This is a genomic window from Lachnoclostridium sp. (assembly GCF_031997925.1).
Classification (GTDB): domain Bacteria; phylum Bacillota; class Clostridia; order Lachnospirales; family Lachnospiraceae; genus Lachnoclostridium.
Window position 1 is genome coordinate 11240 of the sequence record NZ_DAMADT010000042.1, and the last position, 25880, is coordinate 37119.

Here is a 25880-nt window from a genome sequence, read left to right on the forward strand (position 1 = left end):
TAATTTCGATTGATCTAAGATATATTCCTTCCCATAGATTTTTACAAAAACATCACTTCCCTCGAGTACCTGAAACGCAGCTTCCCTTTTTGATATCTCGATTAATATTACACTACCACGATACCCAATACGGAAGGAGTAGGAAGTCCAAGTCTCTGGAATACTTGGCATAAAACTTAGGAGTTCTCCATCTGCTCTCATACCACCAAATCCATATACAATATTCATCCAAGCTGCTGCAATCGAAGTTGTATGTAGTCCTTCTCCAGTATTACGATTATAGTTATCCAGGTCCATTCTTGTCGCAAAACCAAAGAACTGATAAGCTTCTTTGTATTTCTTTAACTGACTTGCTAGAATAGAATGAACCGATGGAGACAAGGAACTTTCGTGTATACACCTTGGCTCATAAAATTCATAGTTTGCTTTTAACTGATCTATTGTAAAGTTTGAATTAAACAAAAACATCATCATTAAGACATCCGGTTGCTTAATCATATCGTTTCGATAGATTCTATCATAGGTCCAATGGTGATAAAGAGGAAATTCCTCTATTGGTATCGCATCTACATCTACATGAGGGAGGTCAAAATACCCTTGATGCTGTTCAAATAACAAGGTATCAACATGATAAGGTATCCACATGGAGTCTGCTTTTTTCTTAAAATCTTCGATCTCCAAACTGGATACGTGATAATTATTTGCCATCTCCTGCTCACTTAATCCTTCTTCTTTAAGCTGCTTAATGACATCATAAGTATACATTAGTGTCATTTTACCAAGAGCATTCGTATAACAATTGTGATTTACCATCATCTGAAATTCATCTGGTCCCATCACACCATAATATCCATACTTAGTACCGTCAGCGTTATAGTCTCCCCTCGTAACTAACATACGGCTTATCTCAATTAACATAGGAAGTCCATATTGATGTAAAAATTCAACATCATTCGTTAATTTCACATAACTCCAGATTCCATAGGCAACTCCTGTGGAAGCCTGGAGCTGTAGGCTTGAATGCTGCCATAAACTACAACACTCTCTGCCGCTAATTGTTGCAATTGGATAAAATGCTCCCTTACAATCCAATTCTTTTGCACGTAGTTTTGCTACTTCTAACGTCTCATAGCGAAACATTAATAGATTTCTCGCTGCCTTAGGGTTATTGAATAAATAGAATGGTAAACAATATGTCTCTGTATCCCAAAAAGCATTACCGCTATATGCTTCTCCCGTTAAACCTTTAGCACCAATATTGGTTCCAGCTTCTGTTCCGTGATATGTCTGATGCATTTGAAAAATACAGTAACGGATACCTTGTTGATTTAAATCGTCTCCTTCAATCACAATATCCGATTCTTTCCACTTTTCTTCCCACCATAAGGAATTCCTAACAAGAAGGGCGTCATAGCAGAAGTTCACTCTTTCTCTCCACTTCTCTTCGCATTTAACGTTAAACTCTTCATAGTCAGACGCATGATTTTTCTTACAAACTAGATTACAGATTACTTTTGTAATTACCGTCTCAGATAGTTTTTTTAATTCCATCTGATAAGCTATTGAGATCTTGTTTTCTTCTCTCTCAATGTTACCTGCTACTGAATTTGGTACTTCGATTTTACACATGGAAGCAATTTTTTGACCTGTGTTCTTCGTAGTACCAACTAAAATTAAGCTATCTTCTTCCAGGCTATTTTCTTCTTCCAGGCTATTTTCTTCTGCCGCACTATCTTTTTTAGCGCTACCCTCGCTACAGGTAAAATAATTTTTCCCTGTCATATAATGAGGTCTTGTAAAATCCAATCCAAGACTAATGTCAATGTTTCCATCAAAATTAAGTGGCAGGAGTCGTATTCTCTGTCCAGCCATACAAGCGTCACTCATGGATAAAAAACGCTCAAACACGATTTCTAATTGTTTTCCATTTTGTAATTCCCATATAAAACTACGCTTTAAAACGCCTGTTTTTAAGTCAAGGAAACGACGGAACTGATTTATTTTTACCTTCGCTAAATCAAGCTGCTCTCCGTCTAAAGATACTTTCGTATAAAAATAGTCCACCGAATTCACCATAAATTCGGTATTATCTATAATGCCTTTATAATTTTGTGAGGAAACTTCAGCTCTTTCATAAATACCATTGAAATAGCTTCCTACTAAACTATCGGAAGAATATCCTTCTTCAAAATATCCACGGACTCCCATATATTCATTTCCTAAGGAAAATATGGATTCCGATACTTTTGCGTAGTTTGGGTCAAATCCTTCTTCAATAATTTGAAATGGATCCGCTTTATAATATAAATCTGCTATTTTTGCCATAGTCTATCCCTTTATTGCGCCCATTGTGGCACCCTCTGTTATTTTTTTCTGGAAGATGATAAATAATACAGTTGGAGGTATCATAGAAAATGCTACCGCGCGTAAAACTTCAACATCGGTTGCATTCGAAGTACGGAATGCGAACAATCGAACCATTACTGTTTCCTTTCCTGATCCATCCAAAACAAGATAAGGTAGTAGGAAATCTGACCAAGAAGATGTAATTGCAAAAATCATTATAACAGCGATAATTGGCTTTGATAATGGTAAAACAATCTGTTGAAATACGCGTAAAACACCACAGCCATCTAGTCTTGCTGCCTCCAACAATTCCGATGGTAGACCCTCAAAAAATTGTTTAAACATTATGACAAAAAATGCATTTGCTCCAAATGCCAGCCATAGAGGTATAAAAGATTGATTAAGTCCGACACGATTAATGTTAACAAAAAGAGCAACAACACTCGTAGTAGCAGGAATTAGCAAACTCCACATGACAAGACCCATTATAATTTTATGTCCTTTTGGACGTAAAATAGCTAAACCATATGCGAGTAACCCGTTAAAGATAACAGCACATACAACAGAGCCAGTAACTGAAATAAATGAGTTGATATAAAACTTCAAGAATCCCAAGTCCTTCCATGTCTTTGCAAAGACACTGAAGTCAAAGTGACTTGGAAGAATGGTTTCACTTTTTCTAAATTCTTTAATATCTTTAAAGCTCGCCAAGAAAACCCATATTGCAGGGAAGATGGATATTACAAACATCAAGAAGCAAAGAAGTAAGATAAGAATACAGAGTATTTTTATCTTCTTTGAATGAAGATCGTAAAATCGTATGGTTCCATCTTTTTTCTTACGATATTTTTCAAAAAACATACTCTACCTCCTAATCTTCTTTCTTTGTAGTAAGTTTAAAGTAGATTCCACTTAAAATAATTAAAACAATGCAAATCATGACCGATAATGCTGCAGCCATTGGATATTTATAATCACGGAAAGCATAGTTATATACAAGCTGCATAATAGAAATACTAGCATTGTTCGGCCCACCATTGGTCATTACCAATGGTTCATAGAGTATCTGAAATACTGCAATAACCTGTAGTATTAATAATGTCTTAGCTAAGGAAAATACACTTGGCAGCGTAATATAGCGAATTCTTTGCCTAATCCCTGCTCCATCAATCGTTGCTGCCTCATATAATTCAGGATTAATACCGCTAATACCAGCCATATAAATAAGCGAAGTAGATCCAGCACTCTTCCAAGTCATGGCTATTACAATCAGCGGAATTGTTAACGCAGCATTATTTAACCATTTCTGACTTTCAATTCCAATCTTAGATAATAAAATATTTAAAACACCTGTATTACCTGGACGAAAGAAAAATCCCCACATCATAACTGTGGCAAGTCCAGGGATTATATTCGGAAAGTATACCCCCACTCGAAATAAACTACGAAGATGTATGGTCTCTGTGATAAGAAGTGCTATTATAATAGGCACTGCAAATCCAATCACTAATGACCAACCTATGTAAACAAACGTATTTTTTAATGCATCCATAAAGTCTGGATGCCGTAACACCTTTAGATAGTTATCAAAACCAACAAAATCTTCTGTATGAATCCCCTTAGCCGTATATAACGATAACCGAACGCTTTCAATAAGGGGCTCCCATACGAAAAATGCAAACAAAATGATTGAAGGCAGCATGATCATCCAGCCAAGGAAATCTTTTTTCTTCCAAGATGTTTTCGGTACTTTCTTTTTCTCTCTCATTCCTTCTATTCTACCTCCGTTCCGGTCAATGTTATAAACCATTTGCGTATGTAGTTTACTAAAAAAACAACATACGCAAATGATTATCATACAATTTCTTAGCATGCTGTATTCCAGCGCTAGAAAATTGTATACTATTTTAACTTATTTTTTGAAGAGATCATCCAATATGCCCTGATAGTTTGCATTTGCTTTTTGCATTAATGCTGCAACATCTGCATCCTTATCTGTAACTACAGCCTGTAATACCTTCGTTAACTCTGCATATAAGTCCTGAGCAGAACCTGGCTCTTCCATTCTAAGATTTCCGCTTTGCTTTGTTGCATTAAAATAGCTCTCAAACATCTTAGAATCTACATTACCATATTCTTTGATAATCTGACTTTCTGCGTCTAAAACTTTCTGATCAATCCAGCATGGGAATCTTGGAATTACTGGAACGCCATTTGCTACTCTATTCTCAGCATCTGCCTTCATGCCAGCAATTGCTTCATCAGTAGCAACAGGAGCTTTCCCCATAATCTCAAGATAATCAAGAGCTGCATCGATTTCTTCTGGAGTAGCGTCCTTAGAGAACATGTATGGAGTACCACCAGATAAAGAATACTGAGCACCATTTGGACCTGCTGGTAGAGCACACATTGCTAATTTATCTACTGGAAGACCATTTACCTGAGTTGGCTGATTTACAGCGTCATTCGCTGCTATGTACATTGCTGCTGTTCCAACTCCAAGGTTAACAAACCCAGTACCCCAATCTTCGTTGATTGGATCTGGTGTTAAAACATCATATTTCCATCTTAAATCTTTCACATATTGCATAGCTGCAATTGCTTCTGGAGAATCTACATTTGCAGTAAAGGTTCCATCGCCATTATCTTTGGTTAATGTTGCACCAAATGCCCATGCTATGTTGGAGAAATGCCATCCACCAGCACCGTCCTTAGCAAGTAGGCATATACCTGCCATACCAGTAGCATCTTTAATCTTCTTTGCTGTCTCAGCTAATTCATCCCAAGTCTTTGGATAGATTGGGTAACCATTCGCATCTACAAGACCTGCTTCTTCAAATAATTCCACATTCAACATTAAGCCCAGAGCATAACCATCACGTGGAATACCATAGATTCTTCCATCCTTGGACAATAATTCACGGATAGATGGATTTAGAGAATCTAACCATCCTCTTTTCTGTAAATTATCAGTAATATCGGCAACAAATCCGCCTGCAATTAACTTCTGTGGTTCTGTATACCAAGATTCAAAGATTGTCGGTAAGTTACCAGACTCAGCCTTTGGAACAAAGGTATCCACAGCGTATTTATAGTAAGCAGGAACAACTTCAACATTAGGGTGGTTTCCATTAAACCTCTTTACAAATTCCTTGTGCATATTAATATCATCAGTTAGAGTATCTTCTGGCCAGATACCTAATTTTAACTGGATATTTTTTTCTACAGGATTACTTACTTCTTTTGTAGGTACGGGAGTATTTGTCTGTTTTGCAGCTTCTGTTGGCTTCGCATCGCCTGAGGTAGAATTTGCATCATTTTTTTTGCAACCCGAAAGCAAACTAATTGCTAACGTTAAGCATAACAATAGGCCGATCACTTTTCGTTTCATAAAACTTATCCCCTTCCATTTTAATTAGATTTAACGTTAAACTTCAGATAGTTTATTATTTTCTACCTATTTGTGCACATTGTATAGATTTAACGTTCAACCTAATTGTAGCATTTATATATTATAGTGTCAATATGAAATTATTATTTTTATTCTCACTATTTTATTAGTACAAATATACTATGTTTTTTATCCCAGTATGTATAAAATTAAATGCTTTTAGAGGATTTATACTGGTTATTTTTTAATTTTATTCTTCATAGTAAGGAACTGCCTCATAATTTTATAATTATGATATTAATTAAAATATGGATAAATATGTATAGATGAAAAAATGTAAATGTATACATATGTACGATTTAAAGCTATAGCTAATTTTATGGAGATATGTTAATCGGATGGATTATCTCATACATGCCCCATATGTGGCATAATAAATTTTTTTATATATTTTAATTGACAAATACTACTTTTTCCAGTACGATTTATATAGTTCATTTTTGAACTATTCTGAACAATATTTTAAGTACATCTCCGCTCGAAAGAGTAAGGAAGAAAGGAATTACTTATGGAAAGCTTTCTTGTTAATTCTGTAAAAATGGATAAACTCTATCTAAAAACTTGCCATGATGCAGTAAGTGATTATCATCTTACAAGGAATGAAGTAATATGTTTGTTATTCCTCCAGAATAACAAACCTTTTGATAGTGCAAAAGATATTGCACTATACCGGAAGATTTCGAAAGGTCTTGTGGCTAAAAGTGTTGAATCCCTTATAAAGTCTGGGTATTTGACTGTGGTGAAAGATACTTTAGACAGTCGTATCTTACATCTTCATACTACAAAAGAATGTGAACCCATTTTAATAAAGCTAGCCAAAGCTCGTACTGAATTCTATAATCGTTTAATGGCTGGTATCAGTGATGAAGATAGGCTTATGTTAGATAAAATTAGTCAACGAATGACAACGAATCTAGAAGGGATGATTTCATGAACAAACAAATGAATGCTGATTTAGGTAATGGAAAGATAGGAAAACTATTATTTCAACTCTCCGTTCCCGCCATCGCAGCACAGATTATTAATGTACTCTATAACATGGTCGACCGTGCTTATATTGGACATATTCCCGATATAGGTACGCAGGCGTTAACTGGTGTAGGTGTAACCATGCCAGTTATCATGGCAATTAGCGCATTTGCAGCTTTGGTTGCTATGGGAAGTGCCCCTAGAGCGGGTATTATGCTAGGAAAAAAGGATTCTGAAAGCGCAGAAAAAATTCTTGGTAATTCTTTTTTCTCCTTAATTATTGTATCAATTATACTAACTGTTTTAACATTACTTTTTGGAGAACCAATTTTAATGTTTTTTGGAGCCAGCGAGAATACAGTAGGTTACGGACTTGACTACCTTAACATCTACGCACTTGGTACCATCTTTGTACAAATTACTCTTGGTATGAATGCATTTATCTCAACTCAAGGCTTTGCAAAAACTAGTATGTATACGGTGGCTATTGGTGCCATTATTAACATCATCTTAGACCCTATTCTAATCTTCGGTTTTGATATGGGGGTTAAGGGTGCTGCATTAGCAACAATACTATCCCAGGCTGTATCCTGTATCTGGGTAATACGATTCCTTATATCGGACAAATCAGTACTTCGGATTAAAAGGGAAAATGTAAGATTTAATTCAAAGATTATGCTTCCATGTATAGCACTTGGACTAGCTCCTTTTATCATGCAGTTCACAGAAGCCGTGATTATTGTTTGCTTCAACTCAAGCTTATTTAAGTATGGTGGTGATACCGCAGTTGGAGCAATGACTATCTTATCCAGTATCATGCAATTTTCAATGTTACCACTTCAAGGACTAACCCAGGGTTCCCAACCGATTATTTCTTATAACTTCGGAGCAGGTAATATTGACCGTATAAAGAAGACCTTTAAACTTTTAGTGACTTCCTGCTTGGCTTACTCCACTTTGCTTTGGGCAATTGCCATGTTTGTTCCGAAGCTATTCATTATGATATTTGCGAATTCGCCAGAACTTATTGATTATACAGTATGGGCTGTCCGCATCTATATGGCCACTTCTTGTATCTTTGGTATTCAGATAGCATGTCAACAGACTTTTATAGCAATAGGAAATGCAAAGGTTAGTATGTTCCTTGCTTTATTAAGAAAAGTATTTTTACTTATTCCTTTTGTTTTCATACTCCCAACTTTTATAGAAGATAAAGTATTTGCGGTTTTCCTAGCTGAGCCAATCGCTGACTTCATAGCTGTTTCGACTACAGCATCGATGTTTATTTATACCTTTAGGAAACTTGGTGAGAATAAGGTAAATGTATAATATACTGCGAAGCAAGAGTTCGTATACTACACGTTTGAACATCGCTTCTCCTCAATTTTAAAGCAACTAATTAGAGAATAAGAAGGTTAAAAAATAATATAACTTTTATTTTAAATGAACATCTAAACGGATTGCTCCCCTTATGATTATGTTTCAGATTGTAAAACTAATTTTCGGTTCTAAGCGCTATATTCGAGAATAGTGCTATGTTACATAAAAACAATATCTTAGGAGGTTGTTTCATTGAATAAAATCTTTAGAAACATAAATATAGCATGAAAAAGAAAATATTATATATTTCTATAAGCACTTTTGTATTTTGTGTTATATTTATTATAATTAAAAATTTAGTAGTTTTATCACCGAAACAGAATTCCAACGCAAGTAAATCTTCAAAAGAGATCGCATACAAGGAAATCTTGGATTCAAAGAATGTTACTGCATTGGAATTTATAGAAATAGAAAAAGAAGAAAAAACCTTCTTCTTAACACTAACTGAAAATGGAGTCACTGTTATAAAGTTAGAACCTAGCAATAATTCTAATTGGAGAATGTCTGGAGAATATGGTATTGACAATATAACATTGGATGATTTTTTAGAAGTTAATGGATTATATTGGGATACTATACTATGATACAATTTTAATTTATGGAATATGCAGTCCCGAAGCTAATATAAAGGAAATCCGAGCTATAGTATCAAATAGGAATACTTATGAATACGCTCTTGAAGACAACAGGCGATTGTTTTTTCTTGATATCAATGATAAAAATCCTTTAACAATAACCGTCCAAGGTATTAACGATACTAATAGTGTTGTTGCAGAACATTTCCGTTCAAAGTATTGATAAGTTGCATTTGTGAAGAGGATATCTCTAAAGTAGTTATTTAATGACTTTAGAGATACCCTCGTTCTTGATATGGTAAAGTTTTATATGTATTCCTTATTCTAAACAAAAAAGAGAGCGAATCACTTCGTTCTCATCTGTTTTAGAAGCTAAACGCTTTTTTACTTCTTATGTTATGGCCTAATTTCACTAATCAAGATAAACTTGCTATCTTCAATGTCATGATACTACATACTGACATTTACACATTTCTCCATTTTGAATATCAATATATCCGCTGTCATAGTCCCATGAAATAATCAACTTTATCATAGTGCCAGATTATATTTTTTGTTTCTTCCAAAAAATCTTAGTAAATGCTTGACTAACATCTGACACTATGATATAATGAAAAAGTATTTTTAATAAAGTTTTGATTTCACATATTTTCGTAAGTCATTATTGTATTGATGGTTTACAAAAGTATGTGATTTTTTATTTTATTTAGAAATATAGTAAAAATTAGGAGGTATCTTTCATGAAAGGTACAGTAAAGTGGTTTAATTCACAAAAAGGATTTGGTTTTATATCTGACGAACAAGGTAATGATGTATTTGTTCACTATTCAGGTCTTGCTATGGATGGTTTTAAAACATTAGAAGACGGCCAGTCTGTAACATTTGAAGTAACAAAAGGTCAACGTGGCTTACAGGCTGTTAATGTATTACCTGCCTAAATAACATCAATAAAAGGATCACTTTGTAGTGGTCTTTTTTTATTTCCTATCAGCCATCATAAGTTCTCTAAACTCATCTCTACTCATACGACCAGCATCAAAAAAGATATCATTCTTAGATGGCTTATCCAATCGTTGCTTCTTCACGAAGGCGTACATAGTCTTTTGCATCTACTCGAAACTCATCAACTAACTGCCGCATATTAAATGGTCCATTCGTATACAATCTTTTTATAGTTGGTATGTCGGATTAAACAGGATGGGTCTCTTTAGGAAGTTCGAAGTCATTATTCTTGAAAGGTATGAACGGTACGCGCTCCCATGATTGCTGTTCATCGTCGGCTCGTGTTTGAATTTAGAGTAAAAGAAAAGCACCCAGCTATGAGTGCTTTATGATGTGTCATTTTATTTTCTCTTAATACTTGCATTATTTCATTTTACGAATTGTACTCAATTTATCAATATGCGGATCTACTAAATAGGATGTTACCCATCGGTCTCTGTATTCTTCAGGACCATCACAAGTTATAATCATGCTAATACGTAAGTCTTGCTCGTACCATACTCCGACTTCTAAACCCTTACTCTTCAGATAATCCTCGCTTGTACCTGGGTAGTAAATCGTTCTAAGAGTTACAAGTATATAATCGCCATAAAGTAGAGATTTATGAGTAACGGCTTCGGATTGCATTACGATATTGTACTTTTTAATATCAGCAATCTCTTTCTTAATAATATCATCAGGAAATAGCCTATCTTTTATTGGTGTATCTTCATTATTTGGTTGCACTACATTCATAATAGATGCAGAATTATAAAAGAAAAGAACTCTCTTTAAAAAATCACCATTTCCACCTTTTGCATTAGCAGTACTATAATAATCAGCCTTACTATTTAAAGTATGATAATCTACCGTATAACGGGTATTGAGATAATTTTTATATACTTGAGGGTCTCTAGATAATGTATCATAGTATAATAAATCAGATATTGATAAATTGTTGTTTATTAATCTATCAATGTAATCTTCCCGTTTTTTGTACAATTGAATATTCGAAGAACTTTTATTAATTTCTTTTACGTATTCATACAGGGATGCATCTACATAGGGATACGTCTCTCCCCATAACTTTGCATTCGAAGGTTTTCTCATACTTGGCATTGCCTTTTCTTTCACATCACGTATCATCGTTAATAACTTGTCTTGTGCTTGCCTTGGATTTAAAGAGGAAAATTGTTTAACATTATCAATAAGTACGGTTGCTTCTTTTTTTGTTAAGAAATCATATGGCCTTAATTCATTGTTCTTATCGACATCCATAAAACCTGCTAAATATAAAGTGACCATTTCTTTTTGATACTCTTCGGTAATCTGATAGATATCGGAGATATTACCACGATAACCCTCCCAATCATATACGGTCCATATCAGTGATGGATACACAAATATTTCTTCGATATCAGGGTAGGTTGAAGCTGTTGGAATACCCTTTAGAAAGACCTCATTACCACCTCTTGTAAATAACCTTTCAATATCTGTAATATCATCCATTAACCTTGCAACGATCATGGCAGCCTCTCGGCGTAAGATTGGTTTTTGATAGGAAGGATAATCGGCTTCCGGTCGGACAAATTCTTTATAATTGGCTAGATTCATCCAATTGCTTGTAGAGAATTTTCCAACTGCTTTTAATAGTTGAGTCGTAAACTCTTCCACGGTAACCGTATTCGACATATTTTTCGTTGTCGTTGGAACTGTTGGGACGATGCGATAATAAGGATTTGCCAATCGGATTAAAGCAGAAGTAATCTCTGCACGGGTGGCTTTTTTACTTAATCCCATGGTTCCGTCATTCTTCAGATGTACGATGCCAGATGCATATACAATATAGGCGATATCCTTTGTAGTTGCATTCATTTTGGCATAATCTTTTATTTGAGAAGCAATCTTTACCTTGTCTTCGAAAAAAGATGCGTCTAAGTCCTTAAAAGGTGCGTCTTTTTTGCTCAACTCGAGTACCCGATTGATTAACTGGCACATTTCGCCACGGGTGATGGCTTTTTGATAGTCTTTAAACTCTCCTGCTTTTATAATATTTTTATAAAGAGCCATAACAATGTGTTTTGGAGTAGTTTTTGTTGCCCTTGATTCCGATATCATCCACGAATGTGCAGAAGCCGAGTATTCAACGTTTGTTGCCTTCATCAAAAGTTGTACAAACGTTGATACATCCATCGTGTTTTGCGGTCTAAAAGTGTTATCTGAATAACCCTTCATAAATCCTGTCTGTTTAGCATACATCACGTCTTTATAAAACCAGTCAGATGTTTTGACATCTTTAAATGTTTGTGCAGCAGATACCTCTAGATTATCGTTAGTTAACAAGATGCTAGCTAATATTGCATATATTAACACTAACGATAAAATTCTCTTTTTCTTCACGTAAAACTCTCCTTTTTAATTTTATCCATAATATATATAATATACCAGTTTAAACCTTTTTACAATAAGCATTGTACTATTATGAATTCCTGTTCAAGTTGTATCGCTTCAGATAAAGTAGTATTAATATCGCCGATGTAATCACGCGCAGATTTTTCCCTATACTAGATAAATTAAAGATAAAATATTTTAGATTTCATGTCTTGAGACATTATTCTGCTTTCATAATGCATGCTATAGGAATACCAGACCAATATATTATGGCCCGCGGTGGATGGGGCTCAGACAAAGTGCTTAAAGCAATTTACAGAGGTACTATTGATTACTATAAAAACGATTTACAGATTTAACAAATAACCATTTTGAAAATATTATGCAACATGAAATGCAACACAAAAAAAATAACCCTTGAAATTCAAGGGTTTTAACAAGCTGTTAACGGGAATCGAACCCGTGACCTCCACCTTACCAAGGTGACGCTCTACCGACTGAGCCATAACAGCTTAACGTTTATTAATACGTCCGACTTGTATGATACCATATTTATAAAGAAAATGCAACAGATAAATGAAATAATTTGACTAAATTGTATAAATTGTTTTAATATTATCCAAAATTTGTTGATTGTCAATTTATTCCTTTCACCTTATCCTTGCAGGTCTTTTAGTGCGGTATTAAGCTTACGTTTGATACGCTGCAAACCATTATCAATTGCCTTTGGTTCTTTCTTTAACATCTGTGCAATCTTACTGTAGCTATAATCATTTAGATATAGGGTCAGTATCTTCTTTTCAAAAGAACTTAACGATTCCATCAGCTTCGTTTCCAGCCAGGATGTATTCTCTCTATCAATTAGCATCTCCTCTGGATTCATGTTCCTAGCATGAGCCAAATGAGCCACATATGAGATAGAATCGGCGCCCTCTACATCATCATTGTAATTCGAACTATCAATTGAGATATAGTTATTTAGTGGCTGATTTTTTTTAGTATTTGAGTTCTTGATTGCGGTATACATTTGTCTGGATACACATAAATCAGCAAAGGTAAGAAAGGAAGCCTCCTTCTCCTTTTGATAGTCACGAATGGCTTTGTATAAACCTATCATTCCCTCCTGGATTAGATCTTCCCTATCTCCTCCAATCAAATACAAGGCTTTTGCTTTTTTACGCACTAGATTCTTGTATTTGTCGATTAAATAATCCATCGCTAGGCGGTCATCCCCGCGAATAAGTGAAATGATTTCTTCATCACTAATCATCTCATACTGCTTCTTGGACATTGCTCACCCTCCTTGTGGTAAATTATTCACATCTACGTCGTTCTTACATTATCTTTATCCACTCTTACTATCTATTTTATTACTTCTATCCACTTTTTATAGGAACTATCCACATTCATACGAGTCTAACGAACCATTTAAAATCCATCAAAATTCACTTTTATTTAATTCTACTACAAATCTATCGAAGTTTTCAATTTAGTTCTTCTAAAAATCTATCAACGTTTCTTTAATTAAAATAAAAAATCCACAGTTTAGGAAACCGCCTCTATAAATAGATCGGCGGTTTTCTTTTATTTCATATTATCAATTTTCTATTACATAAATTTGCTTTACTATTTCGCAAAACTTCTCTGTCTAACAATTTCATAAGTTAATACACCCATAGCAACAGATGCATTAAGAGAATCAATGTCTCCTACCATAGGAATCTTGGTTACAAAATCACATTTTTCCTTTACAAGACGAGAAACTCCCTCGCCTTCACTACCAATTACTAAGCCGATTGGTCCTGTTAGATTCTGACGGTACATCACTTCACCACTCATATCAGCACATACAAACCATAGGCCTTTTTCTTTTAATTCTTCCATGGTTGCTACAATATTGGTAACCTTAGCTACTGGTGTATAATTGATTGCTCCTGCACTTACCTTAGCTACCGTAGCTGTAAGTCCTACTGCTCGGCGCTTAGGAATAATTATACCATGTGCTCCCGCTTGGTTTGCTGTTCGAAGCATTGCACCTAAGTTATGAGGGTCTTCAATTCCATCTAAAATAATTAAGAATGGAGCTTCACCCTTCGCTTTTGCAGCTTCTAAGATATCATCAACTTCCGCATATTCATAGGCAGCTGCGTAAGCAATAACACCTTGATGTTTCCCTTCTTCAGACATCTGATCAAGACGTTCCTTCTTAACGAACGTAATGATGGTATCCGACTTCTTTGCTTCTCTTAATATTGATTTAATCGGACCATCCTGACAGCCATCTAAAATAAATAATCGGTCTATTGTCTTTCCCGCACGAAATGCTTCTAATACAGCATTTCTACCTACCATTGTTAATTCCTCGTATCTCATTTAACCTCCATAAATAAAGTGTGAATCGTAATTCCTCACACCTTCTAACATACCTTCTTAGTAAGCCGGATATATGTCCCGAGGATTACCCAGGCACAAATACCGTGTGAAGTTTAGAATTTTTTAGGCGGCGTCTTTTGGCACCTTAGACATTCTCTTCACACTTACATTATAATATGAAACATTTTTTTCAAACTGTAAAACATGATACTACTATGTGTCAATACAAACGACAGCTATTACTTAGATTTTCGCATCTTCAAACAAGTAATCCGGTTTTAGTTAAACCTTCCTTAACCAAATAGAGAATTCGCTCCAGCTGCTCTGTCAAATACAGGTAACCTATCATAGCTTCAAATCCGGTTGCTATTCGATAATCAGTCACGGAAGCATTCTTTGCCGTTGTAACAGACTTCGCATTTCTTCCCCGTTTGAATACACCAAGTTCCTCCTCGGTTAATATATCTTGTATAGCATGGAGGATTTCCTTCTGCGCGGTTGCTTTAACTAAGCTACTCGCTTTATGATGCAGTTTATTTACCTGTGAATTTCCCTTCTCCACTAGCATCGTACGAATGATTAAATCATAGATGCCATCCCCAATATATGCTAGGGTGAGTGGAGAATAGGTTTTAATATCAGTCTGTGGGAGTGCAAAGGTTTCACGTACCCTAGCGATTAAGCTCTCTTCCATTTTACTCCTTCTCTGGTATCTTCTAAGATGATTCCCTTTTCAAGGAGAAGATTTCTAATCTCATCTGATTTCGCAAAGTCTTTTGCTTTTCTGGCATTTTGTCTATCTGCAATGAGTTGTTCGATTTCTTCGTCCAGAATTTCTACTTTTTTCTCTGTTTCCAATCCAAGTATATCACAAAGTGCTGTGATACTCAAAAGAACTTTTTGAATCATTTCTGCACTGCTATCTGCTGTTACATACGTGTTTGATAACTTTACCATTTCAAAGATCGCACTTATAGCATCTGCGGTATTAAAGTCATCATCCATTGTGTCTTCAAACTTTGTAGTAAGAGCATCAAATTCCTTTAAAAGAGTGATTTCTGACTCTGTTAATGCAGTCGATAACTCACCTTTCTCAGTTTTTACTTTCGCTAAGAAACGAAGTTGTTCTACGGCGGTTTGGATACGCTCTAAACCATTTTTTGATGCTTCTATAATATCACGGCTAAAATTAATCGGACTTCGATAATGTACGCTTAATAGGAAGAAACGAAGTACAGCTGGAGCATATTCTGCAAAGATTTCACGTACAGTAAAGAAATTTCCTTCGGATTTTGACATCTTCTTATTATCAACATTTAAGAAACCATTATGCATCCAATACTTTGCGAATTCTTTTCCGGTGCAGCTTTCAGTTTGGGCAATTTCATTCTCATGATGTGGAAAAATTAAGTCTTCACCGCCTGCATGAATATCAATCTGATCTCCAAGGTATTTTTTACTCATAACAGAACATTCAATATGCCAGCCTGGTCTACCATCACACCAAGGCGCACTCCAAGCAGGTTCGCCAGCTTTCTTTGGTTTCCAAAGAACGAAATCCATTGGATCATCTTTTTGATCGGCAACTGCAATTCGAGCTCCAGCCTCTAGATCGTCTATATTTTTCTTTGATAACTTACCATATTGCTTAAAACTTCTGGTCTTAAAGTAAACGGATCCACTTTTTTCATAAGCATGACCTTTCTCTATGAGTTCTTCTATCATGTCAATCATGCCATCAATTTCTTCGGTTGCCTTTGGTCTGGTTGTTACCGGCAATACATTAAGAGCATCTGTATCTTTTAAGTATTCCTTGATATAACGTTCTGAGATTTCGTGTGCAGTAACCCCTTCTTCGTTTGCTTTTTTAATTATTTTATCATCAACATCAGTAAAATTGGATACGAAATTAACATCGAATCCTTTATATTCTAGATATCGTCTTACCGTATCGAATACGACTACTGGTCTTGCATTTCCAATGTGAATATAATTATATACAGTAGGGCCGCATACATACATGCTAACCTTCCCTGCCTGTAAGGGTATGAATTCTTCTTTGGATTTTGTTAGTGTATTGTATATCTTCATACTTTTCTCCTTCTTATTTTTTGTATATAAATTAGTATTGCCATTTTTTTAATGATTTTGTTCTAGTACTTCTATTCTTTGCTTCATCTCTCTTAGTTCATTACAAAGACGTTCATTTTCTTTTTGCAAGAGCTCACAATCATTGCGAACTGGATCTGGTAAATGTACTTGATCCATCTCTTCACGTGGTACCTTTTTATTATTCCGTTTCACAACACGGCCTGGAACACCAACAACTGTGGAATTCGGAGGTACCTCTGACAATACCACAGACCCTGCACCTATTTTCGAATTTTCACCAACCGTAAAAGAACCAAGTACCTTCGCTCCAGCACTTATCATTACATTATCTCCAATCGTTGGATGACGTTTCCCTTGTTCCTTTCCAGTTCCTCCAAGTGTTACCCCTTGATAAAGAGTAACATTATCACCTACAATTGCTGTCTCACCAATTACTACGCCATGTCCGTGATCAATGAATAATCCCTTTCCTATCGTAGCACCAGGATGAATCTCTATCCCAGTCTTCCTAACGGTACGTTGTGAATACCATCTTGCTAGGAAATAATGCTTTCTTGTATATAACCAATGAGCAACACGGTGTCTTAACAATGCTTTAAAGGTTGGGTAAAGAAAAACTTCCCAATTTGACTTTATTGCAGCATCTCTCTCTCGTATTACTTTCATTTCTTCTTTTACATAACGGAAGAATCCCATAATATTACCTCCTTATGTTAACACTACCATCCCTGTTTTAGCAATAGAAATGCGATTTTTAAATGATAGGTAATCGCAGCACAATTTTCTTATATACAATAAAAATACGCTTCGCGAACTTTTATTGTCATGAATTAAAAAAACTTCGTCTCTTAATCTAAGAGACGAAGTAATCCGCGGTTCCACTCTAATTCGCAATATAGCGAGCTCAAAACAGGTAACGGCTGTAACCGAGTTAAGCTACTTTCTTCGCCTAACCAGCTCACGGATGCACTTCGCTTATAAGAAATTCAAGAATGCTTTCAGCCGGTGACATTCTCTCTCTGTGATTTCAAAACAAGCTACTCTTTCCGATCAATGCTTTTCACATATTTTGTAATTATTCTATGAAAAGATTTCGCTTTTGTCAACCTAAATTTACGATAAGACAAACACAAACTATCATTTATTTCTACAACATCCCTGACAGCTAGAACAATTTTTTGTTTCTGTAGCTTCAGGATCATAAACATATGAAACACTATTTGTACCATCGTACGAATAGTTATCAACTGTATTTAGCAAACAAATTGCCTGAGCGGAAATTCCATCTCCGCTACCAGTAAAGCCAAGTCCTTCTTCTGTAGTTGCCTTGACATTAACCTGTTTTTCTGAGATATGAAGAGTTTTCGCAATGTTAGTCACCATTTGAGGAATATACTGTGCCATCTTTGGCCGCTGTGCAATGATTGTAGCATCGATATTACCAATGATATAACATTCTTTCTCGACTAATTCTTTCACTTTTTCTAATAAAACAATACTTGAAACACCTTCATACTCTTTTGCTGTATCTGGAAAATGCTTTCCTATATCTCCAAGCGCTGCAGCACCAAGGATAGCATCCATAATGGCATGAACTAAAACGTCTGCATCTGAATGACCCAACAAACCTTTTTCATAAGGTACTGAAACGCCTCCTATAATTAAGTCGCGTCCTTCTACTAATTTATGGACATCATAACCCATTCCTACTCTCATAAGGATTCCTTTCTAACACTAGTGCTATGTGTATCATAAATCATTTTGTATTAGAAAACAAGGGGCATTAGCAAACATATTTACCTTCCATAAGTTTACCCATTAACCTTGTACGATATTCTGATGGATTAAGTCCGGTAGTTCTACGGAATACTTTGGTAAAATAATTATTATCAGTGTATCCAACTCTAGCACCAATTTCCTTAATACTAATATTTTGTTTTAACATCAATTGCTTTGCTACTCTAATACGATATTGTGTAAGATAGACTGTAAAATTCACATGAAAGCACTGCTTAAATAACCTACTAAAATAAGCTTCGGAATAACACATAGTCTTAGCTGCGTCTTGAAGTGAGATATCCTTCGAATAATTTTCCTGAATGTATCTCTGCATCTGAGCAGCAATTTGTGCAAAGTAGGTTCCTTGCTCCAAATCTTCCGCTTGTACTCTGCATTCTTCCACTCGGTCCATTTTCTCATCCTCTATTAACAATACATTGTACATTCCTAAATCTCCTTTCTTAGGCAATTACCGCAAGTATACGAAAATATTAACTTCCCCATCTGCTCCCTATCACGACTTCCTAAGTTTTTATTCCTTCTTGCGTTTCATATACTGGGGGACACACACTGCCTTTTCCCCGAACATAAGCAGTATGATTTACTATATTTTATATGATAACATGAAATTCGTTAAGTTGGTGTTAAGATTCTCTTTATTTCTACTGTTTTACTAGGAATTGTGACAATTCTTATAAAATTCCTGTATGGAGTTACAACTTACAATAATATTTTAATATCACGAATTAAAAGCCACTATTAAGCAGCACATAAGAAACTCTTCTTATAGCATGCCTAATAGTGGCTATCTTGTTTATCCTTTATTTATTTTACAATTAAGATAGTTTAAAATGTTTATGCATATGTCCAACCAAGCGTCTCTCTTCCTCCTTGGTGTAGTCCCTTAGAAAACCGCATTAATCGGTATGGCATATGCTGTTCCACTCACAATCACAGCATATTTCCTTCCATCTTCCGGTGTTTTTAAGTTTTTCATCAATCAACCTTGAGTAATCATCAAACATCATCTGGTCGCCTTCTTGTATGCCACATTCACTTAAACATTCTAAATCATATCTCTTTACTTTTTCATTTGTCCCACAACCATTCTTATTATGTGGACAACATTCGCAAAGCAAATCCTCTTTAAGACTTATGACAATTGGCTCTTCCTCAAGACGATTAATCACGTTAATCATATTGTGAACAAATTCTTTGCTATACCCTTTCCCCTCAAATTTCTTAATACACATACCATGATGAGCTCTTAATTGTATCATGCTTTTCCTCATTTCTCTCCGCTATTCGTATAAATTATTCTATATAGAATGAGGATAATTTCATATCTTCTAACAATGTAATTTTTAATGTAAAGACTTCTTTGCATGTCATTCTATCCCAGTCAATTGGTATGGTAACATCACAAAACTTATCTTGATTCTCTAAAGTAATCTTACCTAGTTTTATCTCAGAACTCGCTACACTATCATTTTGATTAAGGTATGAAACTATCAAACTTCCCTTACCCATACATTGAATGGTAGAATGAAATTGATTTGGCTTTTCTTCTATCATTACATCTCGGTAAAGAAGTATCGATGCTTCTTCTTTATTCTTGACAACAACCGCAGTATCACCTAAACTTCCACGGTGAAGGTACGAATTCTTATAGTCATCATAATGATCCGCTAATATCTTTTTCCTAAGATTACGATAACCTACTTTCACCCCAGGAATAGAAATTATGTCACGTAGTTTAATATCCTCGGAAGATGCCCCAACTAAGATTGTATAATCAGATGCTTCTAATATCATACCACCTTTTACTACATCATAATAGGTTAAATCACTGGTAGGAACTATAAATTCTATCTCCCTCTTCTCTCCAGGTAAGATATTCTTTACTCGCTCAAACGCTTTTAATTGCAATCGAGGTCTTATAGTTCTTGAAGTTTCCTGCCTTATATAAACCTGCACCACTTCATCACTAATTCTATCCCCTGTATTTGCAATGGTTACTTTAATCAAAAGTTTAGTGAAGTCCTCGAATTGCACCGTAAGCTTTCGATATTCTATTGTTGTATAGGTAAGTCCATGTCCAAATGGGTATAACACCTCTTTGTTAAAATACTGGTAAGTTCGATTACCACGAATGATATCATAATCCTCTATCGGCGGTAAATCCTTTGTATCAAGATACCAAGTCATTGGTAACCTACCTGAAGGTGATACATCCCCAAATAACACAGCTGCAATTGCATTCCCAAGTTCTTGACTTCCAGATGCTGTCGTTATAATTGCTGGAATATGTTCCTTTTCCCAGCGTATTGCATATGGATAATTAGTTATAAGTATAAGAATCACATTAGGATTTACTTTATGTACTTGTTTTATTAAGTGTTCTTGATAAGGTGGTAAATCCAAATCACTTCGATCAATTTCTTCTTTGCTGTTAATGACAGGGTTGCATCCCGCTACCAGAATAACATAATCACTACTTTCTGCATATTCCATAGCTTCTTCGATACCATCGGATACTAGCTCAATATCAAATATAACCTGTTCTTTCTTAGAAATAGAAAGCTTTCCTTCTTTATTAAACGCTACATAATCATCCTTCCAAGTATCCATCGTAACGGATAATTCCTGTCGCTTTTGTGCACATAGAATTTCAAATATAGTTTGAAAGCTTTCTCCCCCGAAATTATCCACGGTATGGAAATCAAACGCTTCTTTTACAAACCAATCAAACACTTCCGTCTTAGTTGCAGTAATAAGTCCTTCTTCCTCATTTGCTGATAGGTATTTTCCTTGGCTAGTTGCTATGGTCAGATTTCCGTTGCCCCAGTCCGTGATAGTAAAAATCTCTGCCAATTCCTTGCACCCTAATGCAATAAAACCTTCCTTCGTTACACTAAGATACTTCCCTTGATATCGAATTTTAACACGAGGTAATCCATCTACTACCTTGGAATTCATAAGATTCTTATGGGAACCTTTATGGTATGCTTCGATACCTTGTAATGGTGTCATATTATATTGCGGTATTCCACTATACCAGTCTTTATACCAAACATCGGATAACGGACCGATTACACAAAACGTTGAATTATCGTTAGTAAGTGGTAATATCTGTCCTTCATTTTTTAATAATACCATGGCCTTTGTTGCAGCTTCTAACGCTAAAGCTTTATTCTCTTCACTATTGATATACTTTTCGGTTATATGTGCATATGGGTTTTGTCCTAACGCATCAAAATAACCAAGCCGGATTCTTGTTGAAAAAGAATTACGAATCGAGGTATCTAAATCTTTCTCTGTAATTATCCCAGCTTGATATGCTTCTTTTGCTGCTTTTATAACCACTTCACGATTATCGGTAAAACAATCAATACCTGCTTTTAACCCATAGGCAATGGTTTCTGCATGGGAGCCAAAATACTTATGGTCATTCACTGTTTGCATCATGTCACCACCATCACATACGACATGACCACGAAGCCCCCATTGCTCTTTTACAATGTTTTTTACTTCTTTATTTACAATACAAGGAACTCCGTTAATTTCGTTGTATGCCGTCATAATGGCTTCGGCCTTCCCTTCCGTTATTGCACGTTTGAAGGGCTCTAAATAATACTCATGTTTATTTCTAGGGTCGATAGAGGAGGATGAAAAAACTCTATCCTTTTCTGTATTATTTGCGTAGAAATGCTTTAAAGTAGCACCACAGCGAATATAGAACGGATCTTCGCCCCGCATTCCTTGAATATATGCAGAAGCCATTTTTCCTGTAAGGTAGGGGTCTTCTCCATAACCTTCTTCGGTCCGTCCCCAACGCGGATCACGTTCCATGTCTATCGTTGGCGCCCAACGGCACAAACCGCCATTTTTGTGACGCTGATACAAAACTCTAGCTTCATTACCAACTGCTACCCCAATCTTTTTTAGTAGAGCTGTATCCCAAGTAGAGCTCATTCCTATTGGTTGTGGGAATATTGTTGTTGGTTCAGGTTCTCCTTTATTAAATGCCTGATCGTGCCTTGCTTCTACGCCATGCGCAGCCTCTCCCCCGTGAAAGGTACTAGAAATTCCAATGCGTTGAATCACTGGGCAACCTGTCCCTAGAAACTCCAACTTTTCTTCCAATGTCAGGTTTTCAACAAGATAATCTAACCTTTTCTTAAGAGGTAAACTATTATCCCATAATGGTGTATCAAGATATGATGTATTCCCCATAAGCCCATCTCCTTTCCTAATTCCATTATAAGAAGATAAGATTTTTTAGCAATGTAGTATTATTTTATCTTGTTTAAGATTCATGTCATTTCTTTTCTTACTATATGTTACGGCTTTACCATAACTACTCACTTTTGTTACCATATATCCGTCGCTGCTCTAAAACAATTCTTTGGATACTTTTCTCCGAGAGGTAGAATTCCACAGCAAGAATCTTATAGTTCTTTCCTTGTAAATATCGCTTATAAATTGCAATGTTTCTTTGCTCTAATTCTAATCTTGTAGTAGTTTTCGTCCCCCACGGACTCTTATTTTCCTCTTTTTTCGGTATATAAATGGATGCACCATCAATATAACTTTGTATTTGTTCAATTAATTCAAAAGGCAATATATTTTCAGCCTTCACATAGCTCATAGTTGCTCCTCCTAAATTGTTTCTTCCTAGGATTAGCAATCGCTATTGGCCAATTGAATAAACGCAATAGCTCTTGCTATGCGTTAGTGATTAGTTTTCTCATATAATCCTCCATCCTGTTGTCGCAATTCTGCTAATTTGGGTGACAGCACAAATTCTGTGGCAAATCTTGATTATTTACACTAGCTTCCGTGTTTTTCGTAAGTGCTACTTTAACCCAACGGTTTTCCTTTGAATAAATAACAACTATATAACACAATATTACCATTTTTATCTTATTAAATTCAGTATACCCTCTGGTGACTGATTCGCTTGGGACAGAATAGACTGCGAGACTTGCTCTAATATATTTTGCTTCGCATAGTGAATCATTTCCTTTGCCATATCTGCATCCCTGATTTTGCTTTCTGCTCTTTGCATATTTTCAGATGTATTACCTACATTATTTTGCGCATGCTCTAATTGATTTTGATACGCTCCAACTTGAGATCTATATTTTGATATAAATCCGATTGCAGTATCCACAGTAGCTATATTATCTCCGGCTAAACTACTGGTTTTTACACTTTCACTAGTGATTCCCAATCTCGCTGTACTAATTTTGCCAATATGCATTGCGATTAGTTGCATGGAGTTTGCCCCTGCCTGTATATAAAGTGGATCTTCCTCTTTTGGCTTAACACCAAAGTAAAATGTATTTGTTTTATTCCCTGACGCAATACTTTTTCCCGTAATATTATCAATAGTTAAGGAAGCATTATCCGACTTTATATCAAACGAAGAATTGGAAAACTGCGCTGTAAAATCAGTAATCTTTGATGCAACATAACTATCCATGGCATTTTGATAATCCAATGGATTTACATATGTAGATGGATCTGGACGAGTACTATCCGAGATATTATTCGTTCGGTTAAAATCAATTGTTATCTTTTCTGTGTCTGAATATTGAAATGCTAGCTTAAGGTTATTGCTATTCCCATCTCTAAAAAATTGATCTAATTTACTCAGCTCTGAAGCAATTAGAACAAACGAATTTGACCCAAAATTGATTTCTAATCCTGATAAAGAACTTGCAGTAACCCAATTATCCATTTCAAAATCAAGTCCTATTCTATCTCGCTGGAACTTAAAGGATATATCTGTATCTGGATAAGAACTTACAGTGGCACCTGTCATAACGGATGTACCCGAGGTATCCAGTGTAAACTGCCCCTGAACATTTGCCTCGATTTCTGTCGGTACGACTGTATTATTTAAACCTCTTATTACTTCTGCTAAAGAAGCTTCGCTGTTAATATGAAACGAAAATGACACTCCTGTTTCCGGACATTGAAATGTTACTGTCGTCTCAGCTCCGATTCCTTTTCCGCTTGTAAAATTAACACCTTTTGTTTCTCCATTATAAAATGGTGGTGAGAAATTTAAATCTTCCCATGCTACCTTCGTATAACCATTTAGCTGAATACCAGTCAAGTCGGCATGAATGGAATAGGACGAATCCAATATATTATCTTTATTACTATTGTTAATATCGATTGCTGGTGTTTTTATATTGAAACCGTATATTGCTTGTTTTAATTCTTGGATTATTGATTGACTGCTCCAACTCGTTGACTTATCTGCACCTGATGCATTCAGTTTTTCAATCACATCACCAATGTCATCCCCGTCCTCAATATAAAAACTAATGAGGGATCCACAATGGCTAAAAGAATATTGTCCTTCTTTTGGATTAGAAAGATTAATTATATCCCCATCCTCATTTGTGACATTATTCCAGCTATAAATTGAATTATCAATCTGTATATTAGACGTAGTTGCATTAATATCGTATTTTTTTGAAATATCGGGAAGGTCCTTTCCCTTATCCATAGTAAAAAATAATCTCGTCCCATCAACGGTATCTAAGAAATAATCTCCTTCCTTTGGAATTGCAACATCAAGCGAATTTCCTCCGGTTTCTGATAAGAAATTACTCCAATCATATCGAACACCTTGATATATGATACCTCCATACCCCCCGGTATCAGATGTATATATTTTTATATCAGAAGGAGATCCACCTACTGAGACCGTATTATCGAATATAATCTTTTGAGTATTGAATTCTGTTTGCCTTGATATTCTATTGATTTCTTTCTTTAACGCATTATATTCCTCTTGTATACATTCTCTATCCTCATCTGTATATGTATCATTCGCTGCCTGAACAGATAATTCCCTCATTCTTTGCAAAATAGAATGTATTTCATTCATTGCTCCGTCTGCAGTCTGTAACAATGAAATTCCATCTTGGATATTATCCTCGGCGCGATTCAGTCCCCTTATCTGGGCTCGCATCTTTTCAGAAATCGACAATCCTGCACTGTCATCGGCTGCCCGATTTACACGATATCCACTCCCCAACTTTTCAGCTAACTTTCCTTTATTTAATGTATTAATACCTAGCTGCCGGTTCGTAAAATTTGATACCATATTATGCTGAATAATCATAACAATGAATTCCTCCTACGTACGTTGACATAATTCTCCATAACAAAACTATTATAGTCCATCTGACCTAAGTATGCAACAATATCTGTAAATAAAAAGATAGCAATTATATTGTATTGTATTGTGATTACCAATTACAGAATCGCTTGATACTCGGCTTACTATAGGAAAAGGAGATGTATTGAATAATTCGAACAGAACTATCTACCTTCTGAAAGAATTAACAAAACATCTCCTTAGTCAAAGCGGATATTCGCAATTCGCTTACGCTACCAGCTCTACCTCATTTCCACTACGTGGCCTTTAGATTAGTGTTTCACAATACGATAATAAGTTCTCGCAGTAAGTCCATAGACAACTGCATAGAATATAATAA

The 25880-nt window shown here is 35.5% G+C and carries 21 protein-coding genes, 1 tRNA gene and 1 other annotated feature; of the genes, 4 read left to right on the forward strand and 18 right to left on the reverse strand.

Annotated features, from left to right (window positions below):
* From RTP52_RS18550 to RTP52_RS18565, 4 genes are all read right to left on the reverse strand, one after another.
* Window positions 1-2325, reverse strand: a 2325-nt coding sequence (locus tag RTP52_RS18550; RefSeq protein ID WP_312372862.1) for a glycoside hydrolase family 65 protein, incomplete at its 3' end; no start/stop codon positions are given.
* Window positions 2326-2328: 3 nt separating this feature from the next.
* Entirely contained in the window at window positions 2329-3207 is an 879-nt protein-coding gene (locus RTP52_RS18555; protein ID WP_312372863.1) for a carbohydrate ABC transporter permease, read from the reverse strand.
* Window positions 3208-3217: 10 nt separating this feature from the next.
* Window positions 3218-4114: a carbohydrate ABC transporter permease gene (locus RTP52_RS18560; RefSeq protein WP_312101957.1), complete on the reverse strand. Its 897-nt coding sequence runs from the start codon at window positions 4112-4114 to the stop codon at window positions 3218-3220.
* Window positions 4115-4258: 144 nt separating this feature from the next.
* Window positions 4259-5737, reverse strand: coding sequence for an ABC transporter substrate-binding protein (locus RTP52_RS18565; RefSeq protein WP_312372865.1), 1479 nt, complete (start codon window positions 5735-5737; stop codon window positions 4259-4261).
* A 568-nt stretch (window positions 5738-6305) separates the two neighbouring features.
* Here RTP52_RS18565 and RTP52_RS18570 point away from each other — a divergent pair.
* The 4 genes from RTP52_RS18570 (at window position 6306) to RTP52_RS18585 (ending at window position 9659) form a co-directional block, all read left to right on the forward strand.
* A complete protein-coding gene (locus tag RTP52_RS18570) occupies window positions 6306-6731 on the forward strand; it encodes a MarR family winged helix-turn-helix transcriptional regulator (RefSeq protein WP_312372867.1) in 426 nt (141 codons plus the stop codon).
* Entirely contained in the window at window positions 6728-8095 is a 1368-nt protein-coding gene (locus RTP52_RS18575; protein WP_312372868.1) for an MATE family efflux transporter, read from the forward strand. The genes RTP52_RS18570 and RTP52_RS18575 overlap by 4 nt, the downstream gene beginning before the upstream one ends.
* A gap of 275 nt (window positions 8096-8370) precedes the next feature.
* Window positions 8371-8730, forward strand: coding sequence for a hypothetical protein (locus RTP52_RS18580; RefSeq protein ID WP_312372869.1), 360 nt, complete (start codon window positions 8371-8373; stop codon window positions 8728-8730).
* A gap of 731 nt (window positions 8731-9461) precedes the next feature.
* On the forward strand, window positions 9462-9659 hold the full coding sequence (locus RTP52_RS18585) for a cold-shock protein (protein WP_312103885.1): 198 nt from the start codon (window positions 9462-9464) through the stop codon (window positions 9657-9659).
* A gap of 39 nt (window positions 9660-9698) precedes the next feature.
* Here the strand turns inward: RTP52_RS18585 and RTP52_RS18590 are convergent, their stop codons facing one another.
* The 14 genes from RTP52_RS18590 to RTP52_RS18655 form a co-directional block, all read right to left on the reverse strand.
* Window positions 9699-9830, reverse strand: coding sequence for a hypothetical protein (locus tag RTP52_RS18590; RefSeq protein ID WP_312103883.1), 132 nt, complete (start codon window positions 9828-9830; stop codon window positions 9699-9701).
* 256 nt (window positions 9831-10086) lie between these two features.
* Window positions 10087-12102: an S-layer homology domain-containing protein gene (locus tag RTP52_RS18595; protein ID WP_312372870.1), complete on the reverse strand. Its 2016-nt coding sequence runs from the start codon at window positions 12100-12102 to the stop codon at window positions 10087-10089.
* A gap of 430 nt (window positions 12103-12532) precedes the next feature.
* A tRNA-Thr gene (locus RTP52_RS18600) sits at window positions 12533-12605 on the reverse strand.
* Window positions 12606-12748: 143 nt separating this feature from the next.
* Window positions 12749-13384 carry an RNA polymerase sporulation sigma factor SigH gene (sigH, locus tag RTP52_RS18605; RefSeq protein ID WP_312372871.1) on the reverse strand — a complete coding sequence of 212 codons (636 nt, stop codon included), beginning with the start codon at window positions 13382-13384 and terminating at the stop codon, window positions 12749-12751.
* Between the two features lie 335 nt (window positions 13385-13719).
* On the reverse strand, window positions 13720-14466 hold the full coding sequence (gene rlmB / locus RTP52_RS18610; RefSeq protein WP_312103875.1) for a 23S rRNA (guanosine(2251)-2'-O)-methyltransferase RlmB: 747 nt from the start codon (window positions 14464-14466) through the stop codon (window positions 13720-13722).
* 259 nt (window positions 14467-14725) lie between these two features.
* The gene (locus RTP52_RS18615; protein WP_312103872.1) at window positions 14726-15160 is read right to left on the reverse strand and encodes a Mini-ribonuclease 3; all 435 of its coding nucleotides are present in this window, start codon (window positions 15158-15160) and stop codon (window positions 14726-14728) included.
* A complete protein-coding gene (gene cysS / locus RTP52_RS18620; protein WP_312372872.1) occupies window positions 15145-16557 on the reverse strand; it encodes a cysteine--tRNA ligase in 1413 nt (470 codons plus the stop codon). Before cysS ends, RTP52_RS18615 begins: the two co-directional genes overlap by 16 nt.
* Window positions 16558-16605: 48 nt before the next feature.
* A complete protein-coding gene (gene epsC / locus RTP52_RS18625; protein WP_312103867.1) occupies window positions 16606-17274 on the reverse strand; it encodes a serine O-acetyltransferase EpsC in 669 nt (222 codons plus the stop codon).
* Between the two features lie 157 nt (window positions 17275-17431).
* Window positions 17432-17641, reverse strand: a binding site (T-box leader).
* 74 nt (window positions 17642-17715) lie between these two features.
* Entirely contained in the window at window positions 17716-18294 is a 579-nt protein-coding gene (gene ispF, locus RTP52_RS18630; RefSeq protein ID WP_312103865.1) for a 2-C-methyl-D-erythritol 2,4-cyclodiphosphate synthase, read from the reverse strand.
* 67 nt (window positions 18295-18361) lie between these two features.
* On the reverse strand, window positions 18362-18802 hold the full coding sequence (locus tag RTP52_RS18635; protein WP_312103863.1) for a helix-turn-helix domain-containing protein: 441 nt from the start codon (window positions 18800-18802) through the stop codon (window positions 18362-18364).
* A gap of 472 nt (window positions 18803-19274) precedes the next feature.
* Entirely contained in the window at window positions 19275-19637 is a 363-nt protein-coding gene (locus tag RTP52_RS18640; protein ID WP_312103861.1) for a DUF1284 domain-containing protein, read from the reverse strand.
* A gap of 34 nt (window positions 19638-19671) precedes the next feature.
* Window positions 19672-22593 carry a glycoside hydrolase family 3 C-terminal domain-containing protein gene (locus tag RTP52_RS18645; RefSeq protein ID WP_312372873.1) on the reverse strand — a complete coding sequence of 974 codons (2922 nt, stop codon included), beginning with the start codon at window positions 22591-22593 and terminating at the stop codon, window positions 19672-19674.
* A gap of 124 nt (window positions 22594-22717) precedes the next feature.
* Window positions 22718-23008 carry a CD3324 family protein gene (locus RTP52_RS18650; RefSeq protein WP_312372874.1) on the reverse strand — a complete coding sequence of 97 codons (291 nt, stop codon included), beginning with the start codon at window positions 23006-23008 and terminating at the stop codon, window positions 22718-22720.
* Between the two features lie 270 nt (window positions 23009-23278).
* Window positions 23279-25504 carry a flagellin N-terminal helical domain-containing protein gene (locus tag RTP52_RS18655; protein WP_331661896.1) on the reverse strand — a complete coding sequence of 742 codons (2226 nt, stop codon included), beginning with the start codon at window positions 25502-25504 and terminating at the stop codon, window positions 23279-23281.
* Between the last annotated feature and the right edge of the window lie 376 nt (window positions 25505-25880).

Excerpts from the sequence above, each read along its gene's own strand:
- rlmB (WP_312103875.1), bottom strand. The coding sequence starts at position 14,466 with ATGAGATACGAGGAATTAACAATGGTAGGTAGAAATGCTGTATTAGAA.
- ispF (WP_312103865.1), bottom strand. The coding sequence starts at position 18,294 with ATGAGAGTAGGAATGGGTTATGATGTCCATAAATTAGTAGAAGGACGC.
- sigH (WP_312372871.1), bottom strand. The coding sequence starts at position 13,384 with ATGTCCAAGAAGCAGTATGAGATGATTAGTGATGAAGAAATCATTTCA.
- RTP52_RS18560 (WP_312101957.1), bottom strand. The coding sequence starts at position 4,114 with ATGAGAGAGAAAAAGAAAGTACCGAAAACATCTTGGAAGAAAAAAGAT.
- RTP52_RS18615 (WP_312103872.1), bottom strand. The coding sequence starts at position 15,160 with ATGGAAGAGAGCTTAATCGCTAGGGTACGTGAAACCTTTGCACTCCCA.
- RTP52_RS18635 (WP_312103863.1), bottom strand. The coding sequence starts at position 18,802 with ATGTACAATGTATTGTTAATAGAGGATGAGAAAATGGACCGAGTGGAA.
- RTP52_RS18565 (WP_312372865.1), bottom strand. The coding sequence starts at position 5,737 with ATGAAACGAAAAGTGATCGGCCTATTGTTATGCTTAACGTTAGCAATT.
- RTP52_RS18575 (WP_312372868.1), top strand. The coding sequence starts at position 6,728 with ATGAACAAACAAATGAATGCTGATTTAGGTAATGGAAAGATAGGAAAA.
- cysS (WP_312372872.1), bottom strand. The coding sequence starts at position 16,557 with ATGAAGATATACAATACACTAACAAAATCCAAAGAAGAATTCATACCC.
- RTP52_RS18650 (WP_312372874.1), bottom strand. The coding sequence starts at position 23,008 with ATGAGCTATGTGAAGGCTGAAAATATATTGCCTTTTGAATTAATTGAA.
- RTP52_RS18655 (WP_331661896.1), bottom strand. The coding sequence starts at position 25,504 with ATGATTATTCAGCATAATATGGTATCAAATTTTACGAACCGGCAGCTA.
- RTP52_RS18585 (WP_312103885.1), top strand. The coding sequence starts at position 9,462 with ATGAAAGGTACAGTAAAGTGGTTTAATTCACAAAAAGGATTTGGTTTT.
- RTP52_RS18590 (WP_312103883.1), bottom strand. The coding sequence starts at position 9,830 with ATGCAAAAGACTATGTACGCCTTCGTGAAGAAGCAACGATTGGATAAG.
- RTP52_RS18555 (WP_312372863.1), bottom strand. The coding sequence starts at position 3,207 with ATGTTTTTTGAAAAATATCGTAAGAAAAAAGATGGAACCATACGATTT.
- epsC (WP_312103867.1), bottom strand. The coding sequence starts at position 17,274 with ATGGGATTCTTCCGTTATGTAAAAGAAGAAATGAAAGTAATACGAGAG.
- RTP52_RS18645 (WP_312372873.1), bottom strand. The coding sequence starts at position 22,593 with ATGGGGAATACATCATATCTTGATACACCATTATGGGATAATAGTTTA.
- RTP52_RS18640 (WP_312103861.1), bottom strand. The coding sequence starts at position 19,637 with ATGATACAATTAAGAGCTCATCATGGTATGTGTATTAAGAAATTTGAG.
- RTP52_RS18570 (WP_312372867.1), top strand. The coding sequence starts at position 6,306 with ATGGAAAGCTTTCTTGTTAATTCTGTAAAAATGGATAAACTCTATCTA.
- RTP52_RS18580 (WP_312372869.1), top strand. The coding sequence starts at position 8,371 with ATGAAAAAGAAAATATTATATATTTCTATAAGCACTTTTGTATTTTGT.